The organism is Enterococcus sp. AZ067 (assembly GCF_051715005.1).
GTDB classification, from domain to species: Bacteria; Bacillota; Bacilli; order Lactobacillales; family Enterococcaceae; genus Enterococcus_D; species Enterococcus_D casseliflavus.
Genome location: NZ_JBIOSY010000001.1, coordinates 2,142,864 through 2,161,127 on the forward strand (window position 1 = coordinate 2,142,864; position 18,264 = coordinate 2,161,127).

Consider the following 18,264-nt stretch of genomic DNA (forward strand, 5'->3'; position numbering starts at 1 on the left):
TCTCACTCTCATGCGAGGTAATAAATCAACGTTTTTGCCACAACAAAATAAGACCATTCCATCAACTTCAAAAATGTTGATACAATCGTCTTTTTTATGTATTTTATTTTTTTATACAGTGTCGGTAAAAAACGTTGATTTATTGCCGGTAAAATCTTGCTTCCCTCCAATAATGTTACCCTTAGATTGATAATTTATCAAGTCTCATTTTCGGGATAAACCTGCTTTTTTAGCAATATTGTAAACCGTTTTCTCAGATACACCACATTTTTTTGCAATTTCTTTTAGCGATAACTTATTTTCTTGATACAAAATAATAATTTTTTTGCATTTATTTTTCTTAATCGGTGGTCTGCCTAGTCGTTTATCCGAGTTAGCCAACGCTTCTTTTGTTCGTAAACTAATACTTTCTGCTTCAAACTCTGCAATACCTGCTAAAACGGTAAAGAATAAGCGTCCGCTCGCTGTTCTGGTATCAATTGCTTCTTGGACACTCTTTAAGTGAATCCCTTTTTGATTAAGCTCAGACATTAAATTTACTAATTGTTTCGAGGAACGACTCAACCTTGATAAATTGTAAATAAGTAAAGTGTCACCTTTTTCCAAGCAATTCAACGCTTTCTCTAGTTCTGTTCGATTTTCTTTTCGCCCACTGATTTGTTCAGAAAATAATTCATCTGGCTCAAATCGTTCTAATGCTTTTCGTTGTACTTCCAATCCTAGGTCTTGTGTGTTTTTACTTGTGCGTATATAACCAATAGTTCTTGTCATAAATGGTTTCCTCCTTTCCTTTTTCTTAGTTTAGTTTAAATAAATAATTATAAATACAAAAATACCCTGACTAACTGGGGAATAGTCAAGGTAATTGAAAAACACTTAAAGATTTAGAGGTCATTATAAATGGTTTTCGTCAAGGTAATTATATTATCTCATCAAATATAACGATTGTCTATAAAATGAATCATACCTTTACTTTTCTATTATATCCCCTTAAACAAAGCATTAATTGCTTATTTATCAAATTATACACAGCATTTCTATACACTAAAAATTTGTAAAAACACTCAGATTCGATATAATAAAGAGGTGATAAAATAACACAAAGGAGGTATTTTTAATGACTAATGGAAGCTCACAAGGACTATTTGTAGTTGTAGCAATCGTAGTATTCGGTATTTTTGTATTCTTGAGTTATTTACTGTTTAGGGACATTATGAGTCCTAATTTATCAGGAATTTTTAAGGATGGTTTAGAGCAAGCTGAGAATAATTTAATAAATATGGTAACTGACAATCCCACAATAAATTCTGAAATATCCATTGAAATCAGCGACTTGAATTTCAATTTTAACAAATTGGATTTTGATAGCCCTACTTTCCCTAGGCTATCTGAGAATATCAATGTGACAATCAAAAATCTGACAGACAAGGAATTATCATATAAAGTAAAATTTACTGCTGAGGGTAGAGGTTTATTTATCGGAGATATACATACAACTGACATAAATTCAATCTATTCAACTGAATTAGAAAAAACAATAAACTTAAAGCCAAACGAAATCTATCAGTTTGATTTTATTGGTATATTAAACGCTCAGGAATATGAGTCTAGTAGACCTGAGACTTATAGTATCAACTCGTCAGGAACCAAAATATAAATCAATGATTTTTTTTGGTTAATGAAGAGCCGTTTTATTTGGTACAACAAAATTAGCATATAGAAATAATTGTACAGATAACAAAAAAACAATTACTGCAATTGTCTTTATACAGGGAAAGGAGGTTAATAATGGCAGATGGGAGTTCACAAGGACTTTTTGTAGTCGTAGCAATCGTAATATTTGGTATTTTTGTTTTCATAAGTTACCTATTATTTAAAGATACTCTTAAGCCAAGTTTGGCAAATATTTACTGTGATAGTTTTGAACAAGTTGGTGAAGATACTAATTTATTAGATGGTAGTGAAGGTAACTGTGTAGGGAAATTTCATAATTCATTTGAAGTTAAAGGTTATCTAGGTATTTGGTTTCAAAACGTATATGCCGGTCCAGATATTTGGACACCTGATAATACAGGTATGAGAACAATTAATTTGAAGAAATTGAGTAGTGTTAGTATGCCTATTATAGAAGATGGTTATGTATTGATAGATGCTATTTCAGACAATAACGTTGGCGTTAAACAGGAAGCCATAGACAAAGGTTTTGGAAACAACCAAAATAGAAGCACCACTATTGACATAAATGGTGTTAGTTATAGATTTAGTGAGGTATCTTACGGTAATGGTTATTATAAATTGAGTGAAGGTGCTAGGATGAAGGTTAATGCAATAAATCATATTAAAATTACTTATACAAATGTTCATGGTGGAAAAACTACCTATAACATTCAAGTTAAAATAATAAACGAGTAAAGTCAATTAAGAAGCTAAGACGAGCAAATAATGTGTATTGGGTTATGAATTATTTGTTCGTCTTTCTTGTCCCCAAATCAAATACCTTCCTCTCATTTCACCATTTTCTTTGTCAACAATTCTAGATATGTCATTCAAATTTCCATCATCATTTTTACGATGGTATAATATAGATAGAAGTAAATTGAAAATGGATAATTACGAGATGGATACTTAATAGAAATTTCTCTGTTTTTTCTCTTAATTTTCTACCCCTACATTATCCCTACATCAGCAATTTTCATACCTTACATTATCCCTACCTTAACCCTACATAAAGTATATTTTTATTTTGTAGAAGATAACTTTTTGAGAACTTTTGTGAGAACTTTTTGAAAACTCGGTGATTTTTGATGAAATTTTACAAATTTCGAATGGAAACCTCCGTGAATTTTTCAAAACAGCAGCTACCTAAAAAAAAATTTTAAATTGAATTGAGTAGTTGCTCACTATGTAGGGGTCACAAAATTGGAGTATTTCAACCTTTCTTGATTACGTAAAAATGGATACTTTTGAGAAAGAAAATTACTGATAAAATATGCAAAAAAATTATTGGAGGGAGTGAATTTGAAAAAATATATTGTCAACAAAAGAGCGATTGATAGTGATGAATTATTACAACTAGTTATAGCATCTAATGGGATTTATGAATCTACTTTAGAAAAAATACTACAATGTAACAGAATTAGCTTAGAAGCTCGTTTAAGCACGTTAGAAAAGCATAAATGGGTTTCTAAAAAGAAGTTATCTAAACACTTCTACTATGCTAAAAAATTTGATTTAGACAATTTAAATCATTTAGAATTGCAAGCTGATGCCTTACAAAAAATGTTAACACTAGGGTTTAGGACAAATAAACTTTCAATAGCTACGAATCAACAAAAACAAGTGACTGCTTCTTTTTATAGTTCTGTAAGAAATATCTATAATCATAAAAATTTCAGTCAGAAGCCACAAGCTTTCCAATTGTTTAATCAATGTTTGTCTAATCAGAACAAAGAGTTGTTCTTAGATTTTATAAATCACCATCATGTTCAGATACCTCTTCAATTCTCTAGTATTCGTGATGATAATCAACTGTTTCATACTCCCTCTTTAGATAATTTAGATATTGTTGCAATTCCTACCATGCAACAACTACCTAAAATTAAAGAAAAATTGAAAGATTTTCGTGTGTTTCGAGTGAAGAATAATACAGAATTTATTCGTGATGACATCTTAATCTATGTTCAAAGCGAGGATTGCTTCTACTACTATATAAAAAAAGAACAACAATGGAATTTATATAAGATTGATAGTCTATTTGGAATCATTTTTTATTTATCTAATCACTTTAAATCTACAAATCAAATTACTTTTTCAAATGATAGAAAAAAATACAAAGAGTTAGATACATTATATGTAAAAAGCATTGAAAATAGAAAACAATATAATACAGTTGCTAAAAGAACGCAAAAAAAGAAGCACAGTCTTAGTTGATTGTGCTTCTTTTTTATTATTGAAATGGATTAAAATTATCTAAACTTGACTGAAGCTCCTCTTCCTCAATACCAATATAACGTAAAGTTACGCTCTGCGAACTATGATTTAGAATTTTCATCAGTGAAGTTAAATCTTTTGTTTTCTGATAATAGGTATAACCAAAGGTTTTTCTCAATGTATGAGTTCCTATATAGTCTAAATCAAGGAAATTAGCCGTTTTCTGCATAATCTTATAGAACTGGTGTGTAGCTAAATGTTTCGTATTATCCCTTGGACTAGGAAATAACCATTCACTTTGTCCATCGTGTTCCTCGTCAAGGTATATAATTATTTGATTTGTTAATTGCATTAAATTAAGCGTGCGTTTTTTCCCTGTCTTTTTCTCAATAATATCAGCCTTGAGCTTTCCTTTCACGTCACTAACTTTCAGATTAAGAATATCTGAAATACGTAGCCCTGTAAAAATACCAAACACGAAAATTGTATAATCTCTTTGTCCATGTTTGTTTTTCAAAAATTCCGTGGCAAACTGATTCAGAACCTCTTTGGACTTAATTGGTTTGACATTAATTTTTCTCTGTGTCATTTTCCTCCCTCCATGATGAATGATTTATGGATACTTTCTATCTCTTGTAATATAAATCTATCCATCTTTACTAAATCAACATCATAGCTATTGATAGAATAGGCTTTGTGATGGATAGAAATTACAAAAGTATCCATAATTTTATTATATCTACAGATGTAAACTGTAGCAAATTTGTAGAACAAAAAAATAAACGATTAAATATATATAAAAATAAAGTAATATTATATAATATAAATAAATGAAACGGAGCTGGAGATGAATGGGAGAAAGTAATCGTAAGGATAATAAGAATCAAAAATTAAAATGTGGATTAGTAATGCCAATATCAGAAATTGATGGCTTAAATGAAAGCCATTGGAGCGAAGTAAAAAGTATTATTAAAGATGCTCTTTCAAAAATAGAAGAATACGAAATTTCTACTGAATTAGTAAGTGAATCTGATAATACTGGAATAATTCAAGCTAAAATTGTCCAAAATATTTTTGATTCAGATATTATTATTTGTGATGTAAGCAGAAAAAATCCAAATGTTATGTTTGAATTAGGATTGAGGCTTGCATTTGATAAACCAATAATTATTATTAAGGATTTAGAAACCAATTATTCTTTTGACACCTCTCCAATTGAACATCTCCTATACGATAGTAAATTAACATATATTAATACTTTAGATTTTCAAAAAAAATTACAAAGTAAATTTATCGCCACATTCAAATCTCATACGTCTTCTCCTGATGCCAATTCTTATTTAAAACATTTTGGTAAGTTTAGAGTTTCAAAAATTGAGACTAAGGAAGTAACATCTGATGAAGTAATTTTTAAGAAGCTCGAAGATATGAATACGTCTATTAAAATTCTAAACAATAAAATATCTAAAAAAGTAGTTAACAATTCAAATCTAATAGGTTCCGAACAGCTACTAGAAAAAGGCATTAGCAGATTTTTAAACAAGAACTATAAAGACCTTATTGCAGATAACCTTCCATTTAATCAAAAAATTTTCCTAGAAATAACTCGGGAATTTAATTTGAGTGAACATTTTTCTTCTGAAGCAATAGCAAAAGAATTTTGCCGAGATATTTGGGATAGTTTAGAAGAAACGTATTCCCTACCATTTTAATTGAATAAAGAACAAAGGAGTTAATATATATGAGTAAGCTATATTACAATCATTCGTTTCTATCTAAAGTTTATAAACATAATACTCTACCCATACTCATAACCGAAGAATTCGACTTTTTTAGATGTGTTGAATTTAATTCAAGTTTTTACGGAAAAACTGTCAGTGAACTATTTCATGGTAATTTAAGAAATAGCAATATTTCAAATAGATATTCTCAATTATTTCCAAATCAAAAATTGTCATATTGGTCAGACTGTTTAGATACTTGTCGCAAAGAAATTAAGAAACATGGTTCGAATAAAAATATCCTTACATTCTGGGCATACGATGATTTAACTAGTACTTTTCCAACTCTTGAAAATAACGAACCTTTAATTATTGTCGATGGGATACGATTCGGTTTTGAAGAAATTTTAGAAAAATGCGATAATAATATTCCGCTATCTAATGAAGACAATATCCTAATAAATCAAATTAATAACGAAAAACCTGATTGTATCGCTTATAAATCTATGGTAACTGGAACAACTAATTTCTTATTCTTTGAAAAAGGATTCAAAAAACTAGCCCTTAGAGAAGTCTCACTGAGAATGGGTGAACTAAAAAACAACAACACAAATAGCATAATCTGTGCAGGTACATCTGACTATATGCCTTATCTAAAAAATTATGGACAATGTTTTTTACCTATAGCTAAAATTGAAATGAACGAAAAATATCTTAAATCATCAGAATATAGGTCTCGTTCAGAAATAAAAAATTATTCTTTTGGTGTATTCAGAACCTAATCTGTTAGGATTATAAAAACCACCTAGTTTTTCTAGGTGGCTGTTTCAGATAATTTATTATCTTTGGTTTCAAAATCAATGATATTGTCTGATTTACTCTCTACTGGATTCAAATATTTTCTTAAATCCGCATTAATAATATATTGACTATTAGTAACAATATAGATTTGCTTTCTTAGTTGAGATACTTTTTCATCTGATAAGTCTAAATTACCTAAATGAGATAAGAACTCATTTTCTTTTTTCGCTCTTCTTAATCTTACTCTTCTGGCTGATACATAACTAGGTTCTGTATCATATAAATGGATAATTAATTTTTTATTTGCATTTTTTATTAATATTTCAGCAATCCTTTCCCACCAATGCTTATCTGTTGAACCAATGGACATTCCAAAGATTATTATTATATCACTTTTTTCAATAACATTCTCAGCATCCCTACGTCTATATTCTCTTGAATTTGCAAGCGAGTCAGGTTTTAATAAATCGTTTAAATCATCTCTTTCAAAAAAATCAGTTGCTAATTGGCTCTCATCATTCAATCCTAATGTTAAAAATTGGTCAATTATTCCGTGCACATTAATAATTACTCTATTAAAAATTTGACTAAAGTTTGAATTACTTAACTTATTTCTTTTTTCATTTTTGCTACAATTTTGAAAGACTAATTGTAAACTGTTTGTGTAGTTGAAAGATATGAAACGATAATTAAAATGACTATTAGTGTTTTCACTTAGCATAGATTTGATTTCATCAAACTCTTGTGGCAATAAACCATAAAAAAAATTATCCATAGTAGTAAATAGTATTTCTGAAAAGTCCTCACTAATTTGAACATCATCTTGTATTTGAATACCTTTAAGATAATCATTTAAATCCTCTCGTAAAATTTCAAAATCTTCCAAAAAACGTTCAGCCGTAATGGCATCCTGATTTTCTTCTTTTAAACGTCTCGTAAACACTCCCAACTGAAACTCCAAATCAGCCCAAGTTTGGATATCATCTTTAGATTTGTAAATTTCAGAATAAATCATATTATCAATCTTCAAAACAGACTTTTCGTCCATTTCTCGGGACAATTCTAAAGAATACTTTTTCTTTAAGATATATTCATAAAAACTTATATATGAAGTTTTTAAGCCACATTGAATATCAAAACCGTTTCCCAATAAAAATGTAATGTTCATTCTGTCACCCCTAATATGTCTTCAATTTTATTATACCTTTAGAATCAGTAAAATCAAAATAACGTTTGCTTATTTTAAGTTTATTACATTATTTTTCATTCACGTATATGTATTATCTTTATTTGAATAAATAAAACCACTTAAAAAATAAACAAAAACCACTTATTTAGCAAGGTTTTTATACAGGTTTACATAAATACAAATTTATTTTATTACCAAAGATTTTTATCGCTATCTTTTAAAATACGCCTAAATTTTAAAAGAAATTTTTCATTATGGGGAATTACTCACTAAGTTTCATCTGAGAGAGATTTTTAAATTAAACAAAAAAATAGAAGGGAATCTCCCCTCTATTACTTAGATTAAATCTCTAAATCACCTAAACCTAGTAAATCTTCAGCAGCGATTGCTGATTCATCAGCTACTGCAGTGTTTTCTTTTACAGGTTTTTCATCAGGAACTACTGTTTCAGTAGTTTCAGTTCCTTCTACATCTTCATCTTTTTGAATTGGTTATTTCCTTTCGCAGTTTCCAATACTTTACGAGCAAAGTCAACATCTTTTTGAGTTAGGTGTTGTGCTTTCAAGTCATTGAAGTATGCTCCGTTATCTTCCATGTATGCTTGGTATTAATCAGCAGAATTATCCTCTAGCAAATTTGTAAGATATAAAAAAGTCACTGTGTATTAAACTTAAACTATTCTATATTCTTTTCTCGAGTCTCAATTTTCCTATTTTTAAGTCATATTGTTTCTAATTTAGAATCAATATATTTTTGAACTTCTTTTAGTTCTCTTTGGTTTAAGTCATTGATTAGCAGCTTCACCTTGCTTACATTATTGAATGTTTTTCCATATTTACTTTTATAAAGCCAAATAGCATGGTCTAAATTAACTAATTTCACATTCATATGATTAGCTAACTCTGTAAATGCTAATATAGCTCTTTTTTCATTAAATTTCTTTCCAATTTGTTCCTCAAAAAAATTGATGATATGGACATCTGGTTTGACTGTATCGACCCCAAGGAGCATTTGAAGATATTGAAAAGTAGCAATGCCAATTCCTTTAACTGAATTATTTGAATCCCCTTGTTCTGCATGCATAGCCCAATCTTTCATCGCTTCTAAATCATTTTTAAATCCATGGGTATTTCTATAATTAATAAATGCCTTACAGGTTTGATAGATAGTGGTTATTCTAATTTCAGCTGAATAATTTATTATTGGAACTAACCCTTCATATCCTTCTTGTTCATAGATATCTACAATTTGCTGTAAGGTATTAATGCTATCCGAAAAATTATCTCTGAAATAATCCAAATTATTTTTCTTGATAACATCATATTTTCTAAATTGAGAAAGGATTGGGTCAATAACTATCAGAACTGGATTAGTATAGTTAAACTCTTCAGCAGAGACATAATCTTGAATAATGATTTTGTCATTACTATTAAGATAATCAGTCATTAAGTTTAATTCATCGTATGTTAGTAACATTAAATATTCTCCTTAGACATAATTATTTCCTAATATATATCATATTAATATAGATGATTATTTTTTACTACATTCTTTTTTAACATAACATGATTACGACAAACTTATCATTTTAGTAATTGTTCTAATTTTCTTCTCAATGAAATATTAACTGTTTAATGTTTAATCATTTAGAGTGCAAATCGTAGTAACCCTCCCATTTCAAAATCAAATCTCCACGAACGAAAAAACATCCACCAGTTCCTTTAGCACGTTCGTTACTTACAACCTCTCCGCAAGACCATGTTTTAGCCATGTTGTGTGTCCTATATAAAATTTGAATTTAAATTTTTCATAATTTTATTCAACATTTCCTTTAGATTTCTATAAGTTGATATTAAAACGATTAACAATACCTTTAAATCGTCTGCAATGGTGAATATTCCACAGCTTTACTGATTTCATCCTCAATATTTAAACTTCTTAAATAAACTTCCGTTGTTTTTATTGAAGCATGTCCTAGAAGTTTCTGAATTCTATAGATATCAGTACCATTCCGAACCAATTTTTGAGCAAAATAATGTCGAAAACTGTGTGGACTTACCCTAATAGATTTTCTAATCTTGCATTGATTCCCAATTTTTATGATTGCTCTTTCAGCTAAAATATAGTTGTATTGTTTACCTTCTCTTGTTAAAAATACATAATTGTCTATATTCTCTATTTCATTATATTCAAAAAAGGAATTTGCTACTCGCTTATATTTTATATACTCTTTATAAATCAAAGGTGAGCAATGAACAATTCTATCTTTCTTGCCTTTCCCATTTTCAACAAATAACTCTTTATTAGTGATGTGAACATCTTTTAAGTTCATTACCTCATTAATTCTAAGTCCAGTATCTATAAGAATGAGTAAGAGCAAATAATCTCTTTGATTCGTGAATTTTGTTTGATAGCCAGTGTGTTGCTTATCCATTTTCTGAGGTTTAAAGAAAGTTAACTTCTTCGCTACTTTCAACATTTCTTTGATTTCCATATCATTAAATGTCTGAATAATTACTTTTCGCTCTTTAACCCACTTAACACGCATACAGGGGTTTCTATCGTATCGGACATAATCTTCATCTACACAATACTTAAAATACGCTCTGATGCTTCTTAGATGGCTATTCACATAAGTTTCAGCACATCCTTCTTCTAATTTCATCAACATGAATTGCCGAATGCTTTTTGGTGTCACGTCTTCAATAAAGTATATCTGCTCTTTTTTCAAAAATTCAAATAACAGTTTCAAAAACTTCTGATGCTTCTTTATCGTTTTTTGTGAGATTCCTCTGGCTTTTTCATTGAATAACATTTCTTCTAGTAGTTCCTCTAACCTGAAATTTTGCAAAACAAAAAACTCCTTTACCAACTTTTTCTAAAAGTTAATAAAAGAGTTCAGAAATTGACGTCTCATTAAGTATGGTATCCGTATCGAAAATACCCACATTTTATCTGGTATCCGAAGTCCGAAAAAACGGCTCAGACTACATACTAAATGAGTGAGAAACGCTGTTAAATCAACACGAATCTCTATCTAATCCCCAAAGCAATCCGTGCGTAACGACTCATTTTATCGGTCGTCCAAGCGGGATACCAGACTAATTTCACCTCTGGATTTTTGACTTCTGGAATATCGCTTAGTGCTTCGTGTATCGATTCAGTCAATACGTCGGCTAAGGGACAGCCCATTGTTGTTAAGGTCATTTTGATTACGGTATTGCCTGTTTCTGCATCAAATTCGACTTCATAAACTAAGCCTAGATTCACTATATCAATCCCCAACTCAGGGTCAATCACGGTTTCCAAGGCAGCCAAGACACGCTCTTTGATTGCTTCTGCTTCTACTTCAGTATATGCCACGGTTGAAGACCTCCTTTAATTCTTGTTTCAAATAATACCTTCTTTTGCAAGATTTGTAAATGGACGATCCTTGATTATGGCCGGCTTTTCTTGTGTATTTTCAGTTCTGGGAAGACCCCTGTCGTTTTAAAGGTCCGTTGTTCATCATCTGTCGCAAAACGGCCTGTAATCGATTGGGTCGGCACAAAATTAATAAACGCATTGCCGTCAGCTTCTAAAACGGCTTGTTCTAAATCGTAGATCTCGTAGCGCGTCACGACCATCATGATCATATTGCCAGGTACGCCTGAATACCCTCCGACTGAGGGGAACAAAGTCATGCCGCGAAACACATGCTTAGAAATATTTTTCCCAACAGCTTCCGCATTGGTCGTAATAATCATTGCCGTTACCTTTTGATGACTTGTGTGCAGCATGTCCACCACGTAGCTCATCGCGAAAATCGAAATGATCGTGTACAAGGCACTTTCCCAAGAAAAGACGAAACCTGAGACCATGACAATGATGCCGTTTAAAATAAACATATATTTACCGACTGTTTTTCCAGTCGTTTTTGATAATATCAACGAAAGGATATCCATTCCGCCGGTGGTAAAACCCATTTTCAGTGAAAACGCAACGCCGACGCCTAACAGTACGCCACCTAGCAAAGCGTTAACCAAAATATTGTCAGTGATCGCTCCTTGCGGAAGGATCATCGTTAAGACGGAAACGACAACGACATTGATAAAGCTCAATAGTGTCGATGATTTCCCGAGTTTGATGAACCCGAGAACAAAGATAGGCAAGTTTAAGAGGAAAATAAACAGCCCCGTACTAAGGTGAACGCCAAAATGTTCCAAGGCAAGTGCCACGATCAATTGGGCGACCCCGTTCATCCCAGCAGAAAGAACGTTTGCGGGAATCAAAAAGAAATTTAAAGCAATGGCTGCAGTGATACCTGACAGCAAAATAACTCCTATTTTTTTCAATCGTTCTGATTGTTCGTGCTTCGTTAATAACTTACTCACAATGATCTAGCTCCTTCACTAAAAATCTCCTTCCAAAGAATAGCAGTTTGTGTGAAAAAATGAAACAATTATTTGCAAAAATTTACTTTTCATTCCCGCATCGTTCGCCTCCATGTTAAAATCATAGGTAAGAGATGAGAGGAGTGATTGATTTTGGCAAAAGAAGCAAGTTTTGATGTCGTATCTGAGATCAACACAGAAGAAGTGAAAAACGCCATTCAACAGGCGGAAAAAGAATTGAAAAACCGATTTGATTTTAAAGGCTCCACGGTAGAAATCAAGATGACTGAGGGCAAACTGACGATCGTTGGAGATGACGAATTTAAGTTGGAGCAAATCAAAGATGTGCTCTTTGCGAAGCTGATCAAACGGAATGTACCAACGAAAAATATTCAATTTGGCGAAACGGAGCATGCCTTGGGGGCAAAAGCTCGTCAAACGGCAGAATTGATCAATGGCATCGATAAAGAAAACGCCAAAAAAATAACGACAGCGATCAAAAACGCCAAGCTAAAAGTTAAAACCCAAATTCAAGACAATCAAATTCGGGTAACAGGCAAAAGTCGTGACGATCTGCAAGAGGTGATCCAATTGTTGCGTAAACTGCCCCTGACGATCGATTTACAATTTACAAATTATCGCTAATCAAAAAAACTAGAACAGAGTCTAACGTGATGGTTAGGCAAAATCAGCTTTATCTACTGATTTTGCGCAACCGCTCTTGAAAGCTCTGCTTCTAGTTTTTTTCTTGCCAAAAATGAGTCACTGCCTTTGATAACTCTTGCGGCCGACGAATCTGCAAGGCATGCTGCCAATGTAGTGGGAAAAGTTCTTGGTAACGCGGTGTCCGAAAGCGCTGATCCAGCAATAACACCACGCCACGATCGCTGACATCCCGAATCACTCGACCGGCTGCTTGCAGGACTTTATTCATCCCTGGCAGCTGATAGGCATACGCAAAGCCAGCTGCCTTTTTCTCATCGTAATATTCCCGAATCAATTCTTGCTCGTGATTGATTTGCGGCAGTCCGACTCCTACCACTGCTGCACCGATCAAGCGATCGCCTTTTAGGTCGATCCCTTCAGAAAAAATTCCTCCAAGGACACAAAATGCCACCAATGTTTTTGGTTGACTCTTTGGTTCGTCTTGACTTTTATCCAGCAAGGATGATTGTTGCGGGTCAAAAGATTGAAACTGCGCAAGAAACGCCTCGCGCTCTGCTTCGTTCATAGCAGTCCCCTGAATCAAGACCTCCACCTCTGGCGCCTGTTGAGAAAATGCTGCCGCCACATCATCCAAGTAACGATAAGATGGGAAAAAGACCATATAGTTTCCCGCTTTCGCTGCCGTCATTTGCTGGATCGCATCAACGATCGCAGGAATGCTGGCTTCACGTTGGCGATACGTCGTTTGGATATAGTCCGCAATAAAAATCCCCTGATTTTTCGGATCAAAAGGACTTGGCAAGCGATAGCGCAAAGCTTCATCGCCGCCACCTAATACTTCTTGATAATACGACAAAGGGGTAAAGCTCGCAGAAAACAACAGGCTGGCCTTGCCCTTATCTAACACGGATTCCAAAAACGGCGCTGGTTCGATGCAAAATTGCCGTAGTTTGATATCATAGCGGTCGATCTCCACCGTCGTTTCGTAGTGATCATCATAAAATTCACTGATCTTCAAATAATGGTTAGCTTCAAAATACACTTGCAGCACTTCTTCTTGCAATTCATGCTCAGGATTTGCCGGCAACCATTCCTTCATCAATTCAGCTAATTTGTATAGCTGATTGACCATTGTTTCATGGGGAGCTGCTTGATGGTGGTATGACCATCCTTCCTCTTTTGCTAATTGGGCTAAAGCCGCAAATTCTTTATCAACTCTGTTTAGTGCGCGTTTTAATTTCTGTTGATCCTTCGGCAGCTTCTTCTTTAATTCCTTAAATGGCTGTCGTAAGATCGTTGCAGAATACATTTCTTTCGAACGATTAACTAAGTTATGGGCTTCATCCACTAAAAAGAAATACTCTTCGTCTGGCTCTTCAAAAAATCTCCGTAAATAAACGGTTGGATCAAACAAATAATTATAATCACCAATAATGACATCGCAAAAGACACTGACATCCAGTGAAAGCTCAAAGGGACAAACCGTATGCTTCATTCCATAAGTCTCGATTACTTCTCGGGTTATTTGGTTTTCGTGATGCAACAGATCCCACAAAGCTTCGTTGATTCGATTGTAATAACCTTGTGCATAAGGACAATGCTCTGGCGTACAATTTCGTTCATCCAGAAAGCAAATTTTATCTTTGGCAGTGATCGTGACACTCTTGGTTTCACTACCGTTGTCTGCTAACTTGCTCAACGCATCTTCAGCCACTTGTCTGGTGATCGTCTTCGCCGTCAGATAAAAGACCCGATCTGCCCCTTCTTCCCCGAGAACTTTTAATGCGGGAAACAGCGTTGACATGGTTTTTCCAGTTCCCGTTGGCGCTTCCGCAAAAAGTCGCTTGCCATTTTTTAGTGTTTTATACGCCGCTGCTGCTAACTCTCGCTGCCCTTTGCGAAAGGTTTCAAAGGGAAAAGACAGCAGCTGCAAAGACGTATTGCGGACACGGCGCCAATTCTCTTGAAAAACTAACCATTTATGATATTCCTGAAGTAATTCTTCATAAAAAACAGCTAATTCTGAGAACTGAAATGTTCTTCTCGTACGGGTGGTCAGCTTTTCAGTGGTTTGATAATAAGTCAATTGTACGGCGATCCGATCGATGGGTCTCCTCGAATCATTTTCTCCATCAGCAGTAGCTTCTGCTTCTGCTTCTGGTTTCTCTTGTTTTTCACTGTCATTAAGCGCTGCTTGTTCATTTTCTTGTAGTAAAAACAAATAAGCATAAACCATTCCCTGGGCAAAAAACAAATCGATTTGATCTTCAGGGATATCTTCGAAAGCTGGTTCTGAAGTTTTGATCTCATCGATCACCCAAGAATTAACAGCTGCATCAAAAAAGAGACCATCGGCACGTCCTTCGACAGTGATCGAATCTTTCTCAATTTGGCTTTCTCGTTTGAAAAAGACTTCTTTTTGATACGCATCCCCAGCCTCTTTTTGTAGTTGGCGATGGATACGGGCGCCTTCTTGTGCGGTATGATTACTGACTTTGCGGCTATCAATATCGCCTCTGCGCAAAATAAATTCTACGATTTTTCTAACCGCAACTTTTCCTTTATACACGTGTTCACCTTCTCGTTTGCCATTATAGCGGATAGATCACTTTTGGAAAAGCGAACAGAAACAGCTTTTCATACTCTGCGGAGAGTATCCTATCCAAACAGGTTTGATCTCTAAAAAAACCACTTGCGGCAAAATGCCTTCTCATCAGGTAATCAACGCCATTTCCACTTCCAGAAAATGGGTTTGACGAAAGGTTACAAAAAAAACCTGCTCTACTCACCTAAGCAAGTAAAGCAGGAATATGTTTTTAAGAAAATTTATTGATCGACCTGAATGTCATAGCTAACGCCATTTTGATCATAGGCCTTCTGATTATTGGGATCTAAGGTGAACTCAAAGGTTCGCCCATCTGCCATGATCGTCAAACGTTTTCCTTCGACGATGTATGAGGCATCTTGATAGGTGATCTCATAAATTTGATAAGGATCGTTGGACAACTGTACCTCTGAATGGGAAAAATGACGCTGAAAATCACTTTCGATTTGTCCTTTATACAAGGCAACATCACTAGAGCTGGCTGAACTATCTTCTAAGTCTGCCATCGGCAAATACTGCTTAACGATCGTCAACTCATTCTCATGGAAATCATAAACCCCTTGGCTTTGCGGAAAGATGACACTCTCATCTTGGATCAACATCAAATCAAGGTCGCCATTTTCAACCGCTTTTGAGGCGGAAGTAACGGTTTCAGAAACTTCTTTCGAATCATCGATGGATAGCTCTTCCTCACCACAGCTCGCTAAAATAAGCACAGCAAAGCATACAGTGAAAAAGAATTGGAGCGATTTTTTCATAAAAAACACCTTCTTACAAAAAGTTGATGTATACCAATCAAAACGAACACAAGGTCCTGAACACTTACTTTCCCCGAACTTAGTCACGACGAATGTTTCTGCTGCAGGAAAAAATCAGACCAGTTTCAAACGAAACACGCGCTTTCTTATTTTAATTAGTATAACAGCAGTTTTTTGCTAATGCGGTTTCTTAGAAAAATTTTCGAATTCCCACAATAATTCTGAGCTTTTCTCTCATCAAACTATTGGTTAGCCTTATCACCTGCCTGCCATAGGGTGGTCACAGCATCTTCACGAAATAAAGCCTATCCGTGCCAAGTACAGGCGTGTCAGAAAGCACAGCAAATTGTTCGAATCCGACTGCTTGATAGAACTGTGGCGCTTGGTAGTCTTGGGTGGTAACTGTCACGGAACGACACCCCGCTTTTTTACCGTGATCGAAAAGTGCTGCCATCAATTGTTTCCCCACCCCTTGATTCTGATGGTGTGGATCAACTGCAAACAATTGAATATGAATCGTATTACCTGTCTGTTTCCCAATCAACCCACCAAGTTGATCGTGATTGTCAAAAAATGCAAATGAAAGCTGCTCTTGATCGGAAAAGGCACTCACTGCCTCTGTTTTTTTCGTTGAATAATTGAGCCATTGACAGATCGCCTGACGATTGTCTTCTGTGTTAATCGTTTCTATCATTAATTTTTCACTCCTAAAAACCTTTCTTTGTTTCCTCTTATACTTTAAGCTATACTTATAGTCAGACACAAGTATTTGTGATCCTAGGAGGTTTTAGCATGAAAATCATTGGTTTAGTGACAGGACCCGTTCAAGAAAATTGTTACCTTATTTGGAAAGAAGATTATTTGTTGATTATTGATCCTGGAGCAGAAGCAGCGAGATTGATCGCTGAGATCGAAAAAACAGGCGCAAAACCAGCAGCGATTTTATTGACTCACACTCATTATGACCATATCGGCGCAGTTGACCATTTGCGGGATTATTATCAGATCCCCGTTTACGTTAGTCCGCTTGAGCAAGAATGGCTAAGTGATCCTATGAAAAACCTTTCTGGTCGTCATCCTGAATTAGGAACCATCACCGCACGTCCAGCAGAATTCGAGCTAGAATTGAAAGAGTACGAGATAGCTGGCATGTCCTTTAAGGTTGTTGCAACCCCAGGTCATTCCATCGGCAGCGTCAGTTTTATTTTTGACAAGTTTGTCGTTTCTGGAGACGCCTTATTTAAAGGCAGCATCGGTCGGACCGATCTACCAACTGGCAACCTTGAGCAATTGCTGACCAGCATCCAAACGCAACTTTTTGTTTTACCGAATCAGATGGCCGTTTATCCTGGCCACGGGGAACCAACAACGATCGAGATTGAGAAACGGACCAATCCGTTTTTTAACGCATAAACGAATGACGAACCAAAGGAGGAATTACTACTTATGGCAAAAACGGAATTGTATGTCGTGCGTCACGGGAAAACCATGTTCAACACATTGCAGCGTGTACAAGGCTGGTGCGACACCCCATTGACTCGTACTGGTGAACAAGGCATCCATTATTTAGGACTCGGGTTACGAGATGTGGATTTTGTGGAAGCAGTATCCAGTGACAGCGGCCGCGCGATCGAAACGATGCGTCTGATACTGGGTGAACATGTCAGAGGACCAGAGATCCCTTATCATATCGACAAACGGATTCGTGAATGGTGCTTTGGCTCACTTGAAGGTGCCTATGATGCAGAAATGTGGGGCGTTCTGCCACGGATTCTTGACTTTCCTGATTACGATGATATGATTGCCAATCATGTCTCGTTTGAGGCGATCGCCAATGCGATCTACCACGCAGATACAGCCAATTGGGCGGAAACCTTTGATGTGTTGACCGAACGTGTCAAAACAGGGTTTGAAGATATCGCCTACCGCGTTGAGAAAAAAGGCGGCGGCAATGCGCTAGTTGTGTCTCACGGCTTAACGATCGCTTTTCTTTTGCATCTGATCAATGATGAGAACAATGTTCGCATGGATATTGAAAATGGCTCGGTCACTCGACTGATCTACGAAGATGGCAGCTTTACGATTGCTGAAGTGGGCAATACCGATTACATCAAAAAAGGCTTAGCACTCTCTCAAGAACTTTTATCCTAAGAGAAACCTTTGGCAGTTGATCAATTTCTTTAAGAAAGGAGCAGTTTTTGTTTTAAAAACTGCCCCCTTT

At 34.8% G+C, this 18,264-nt stretch carries 18 protein-coding genes; 8 read left to right on the forward strand and 10 right to left on the reverse strand.

Annotated features, from left to right (window positions below; translation table 11 throughout):
• Positions 1 to 204: 204 nt before the first annotated feature.
• On the reverse strand, positions 205 to 771 hold the full coding sequence (locus tag IGI82_RS10210) for a recombinase family protein (RefSeq protein WP_438842165.1): 567 nt from the start codon (positions 769 to 771) through the stop codon (positions 205 to 207).
• Between the two features lie 346 nt (positions 772 to 1,117).
• On the opposite strand from IGI82_RS10210, the gene IGI82_RS10215 reads away from it, so the two are divergent.
• The 3 genes from IGI82_RS10215 to IGI82_RS10225 all read left to right on the forward strand — a co-directional run bounded on the left by IGI82_RS10215 (position 1,118) and on the right by IGI82_RS10225 (position 3,930).
• Entirely contained in the window at positions 1,118 to 1,657 is a 540-nt protein-coding gene (locus IGI82_RS10215) for a hypothetical protein (protein WP_249464292.1), read from the forward strand.
• 131 nt (positions 1,658 to 1,788) lie between these two features.
• Positions 1,789 to 2,412 carry a hypothetical protein gene (locus IGI82_RS10220; protein ID WP_438842166.1) on the forward strand — a complete coding sequence of 208 codons (624 nt, stop codon included), beginning with the start codon at positions 1,789 to 1,791 and terminating at the stop codon, positions 2,410 to 2,412.
• Positions 2,413 to 3,018: 606 nt separating this feature from the next.
• On the forward strand, positions 3,019 to 3,930 hold the full coding sequence (locus IGI82_RS10225) for a hypothetical protein (RefSeq protein ID WP_249464297.1): 912 nt from the start codon (positions 3,019 to 3,021) through the stop codon (positions 3,928 to 3,930).
• A 16-nt stretch (positions 3,931 to 3,946) separates the two neighbouring features.
• Here the strand turns inward: IGI82_RS10225 and IGI82_RS10230 are convergent, their stop codons facing one another.
• Complete coding sequence (locus IGI82_RS10230; RefSeq protein ID WP_249464300.1) at positions 3,947 to 4,519, reverse strand: tyrosine-type recombinase/integrase; 573 nt, start codon at positions 4,517 to 4,519, stop codon at positions 3,947 to 3,949.
• 262 nt (positions 4,520 to 4,781) lie between these two features.
• On the opposite strand from IGI82_RS10230, the gene IGI82_RS10235 reads away from it, so the two are divergent.
• The gene (locus IGI82_RS10235) at positions 4,782 to 5,642 is read left to right on the forward strand and encodes a hypothetical protein (protein ID WP_438842167.1); all 861 of its coding nucleotides are present in this window, start codon (positions 4,782 to 4,784) and stop codon (positions 5,640 to 5,642) included.
• Between the two features lie 29 nt (positions 5,643 to 5,671).
• Complete coding sequence (locus IGI82_RS10240) at positions 5,672 to 6,433, forward strand: hypothetical protein (RefSeq protein ID WP_438842168.1); 762 nt, start codon at positions 5,672 to 5,674, stop codon at positions 6,431 to 6,433.
• A 32-nt stretch (positions 6,434 to 6,465) separates the two neighbouring features.
• Here the strand turns inward: IGI82_RS10240 and IGI82_RS10245 are convergent, their stop codons facing one another.
• The 5 genes from IGI82_RS10245 to IGI82_RS10265 form a co-directional block, all read right to left on the reverse strand.
• Entirely contained in the window at positions 6,466 to 7,620 is a 1,155-nt protein-coding gene (locus tag IGI82_RS10245) for an AbiH family protein (RefSeq protein WP_438842169.1), read from the reverse strand.
• Positions 7,621 to 8,361: 741 nt separating this feature from the next.
• Complete coding sequence (locus IGI82_RS10250) at positions 8,362 to 9,117, reverse strand: hypothetical protein (protein WP_438842170.1); 756 nt, start codon at positions 9,115 to 9,117, stop codon at positions 8,362 to 8,364.
• Positions 9,118 to 9,514: 397 nt separating this feature from the next.
• Positions 9,515 to 10,492, reverse strand: a complete 978-nt coding sequence (locus IGI82_RS10255) for a tyrosine-type recombinase/integrase (RefSeq protein ID WP_438842171.1) — start codon at positions 10,490 to 10,492, stop codon at positions 9,515 to 9,517.
• A 182-nt stretch (positions 10,493 to 10,674) separates the two neighbouring features.
• Positions 10,675 to 11,004 (reverse strand): metal-sulfur cluster assembly factor, encoded by a 330-nt coding sequence (locus IGI82_RS10260; protein ID WP_005231940.1) that lies wholly within the window; start codon positions 11,002 to 11,004, stop codon positions 10,675 to 10,677.
• A gap of 74 nt (positions 11,005 to 11,078) precedes the next feature.
• Positions 11,079 to 12,014: a YitT family protein gene (locus IGI82_RS10265; protein WP_005230189.1), complete on the reverse strand. Its 936-nt coding sequence runs from the start codon at positions 12,012 to 12,014 to the stop codon at positions 11,079 to 11,081.
• Positions 12,015 to 12,167: 153 nt separating this feature from the next.
• On the opposite strand from IGI82_RS10265, the gene IGI82_RS10270 reads away from it, so the two are divergent.
• Positions 12,168 to 12,659 (forward strand): YajQ family cyclic di-GMP-binding protein, encoded by a 492-nt coding sequence (locus tag IGI82_RS10270; protein ID WP_005230187.1) that lies wholly within the window; start codon positions 12,168 to 12,170, stop codon positions 12,657 to 12,659.
• Positions 12,660 to 12,750: 91 nt separating this feature from the next.
• Here IGI82_RS10270 and IGI82_RS10275 read toward each other — a convergent pair whose 3' ends face one another.
• The 3 genes from IGI82_RS10275 to IGI82_RS10285 form a co-directional block, all read right to left on the reverse strand.
• Positions 12,751 to 15,249: an ATP-dependent DNA helicase gene (locus IGI82_RS10275; RefSeq protein WP_438842172.1), complete on the reverse strand. Its 2,499-nt coding sequence runs from the start codon at positions 15,247 to 15,249 to the stop codon at positions 12,751 to 12,753.
• A 257-nt stretch (positions 15,250 to 15,506) separates the two neighbouring features.
• The gene (locus IGI82_RS10280) at positions 15,507 to 16,043 is read right to left on the reverse strand and encodes a hypothetical protein (protein ID WP_438842173.1); all 537 of its coding nucleotides are present in this window, start codon (positions 16,041 to 16,043) and stop codon (positions 15,507 to 15,509) included.
• 280 nt (positions 16,044 to 16,323) lie between these two features.
• Positions 16,324 to 16,737, reverse strand: coding sequence for a GNAT family N-acetyltransferase (locus tag IGI82_RS10285; RefSeq protein WP_438842174.1), 414 nt, complete (start codon positions 16,735 to 16,737; stop codon positions 16,324 to 16,326).
• A gap of 98 nt (positions 16,738 to 16,835) precedes the next feature.
• Between IGI82_RS10285 and IGI82_RS10290 the strand changes: the two genes are divergently transcribed.
• Both IGI82_RS10290 and IGI82_RS10295 read left to right on the forward strand, forming a co-directional pair.
• Complete coding sequence (locus IGI82_RS10290; RefSeq protein WP_010749650.1) at positions 16,836 to 17,456, forward strand: MBL fold metallo-hydrolase; 621 nt, start codon at positions 16,836 to 16,838, stop codon at positions 17,454 to 17,456.
• Between the two features lie 33 nt (positions 17,457 to 17,489).
• Positions 17,490 to 18,194, forward strand: a complete 705-nt coding sequence (locus tag IGI82_RS10295) for a histidine phosphatase family protein (RefSeq protein ID WP_005230175.1) — start codon at positions 17,490 to 17,492, stop codon at positions 18,192 to 18,194.
• Positions 18,195 to 18,264: the final 70 nt, after the last annotated feature.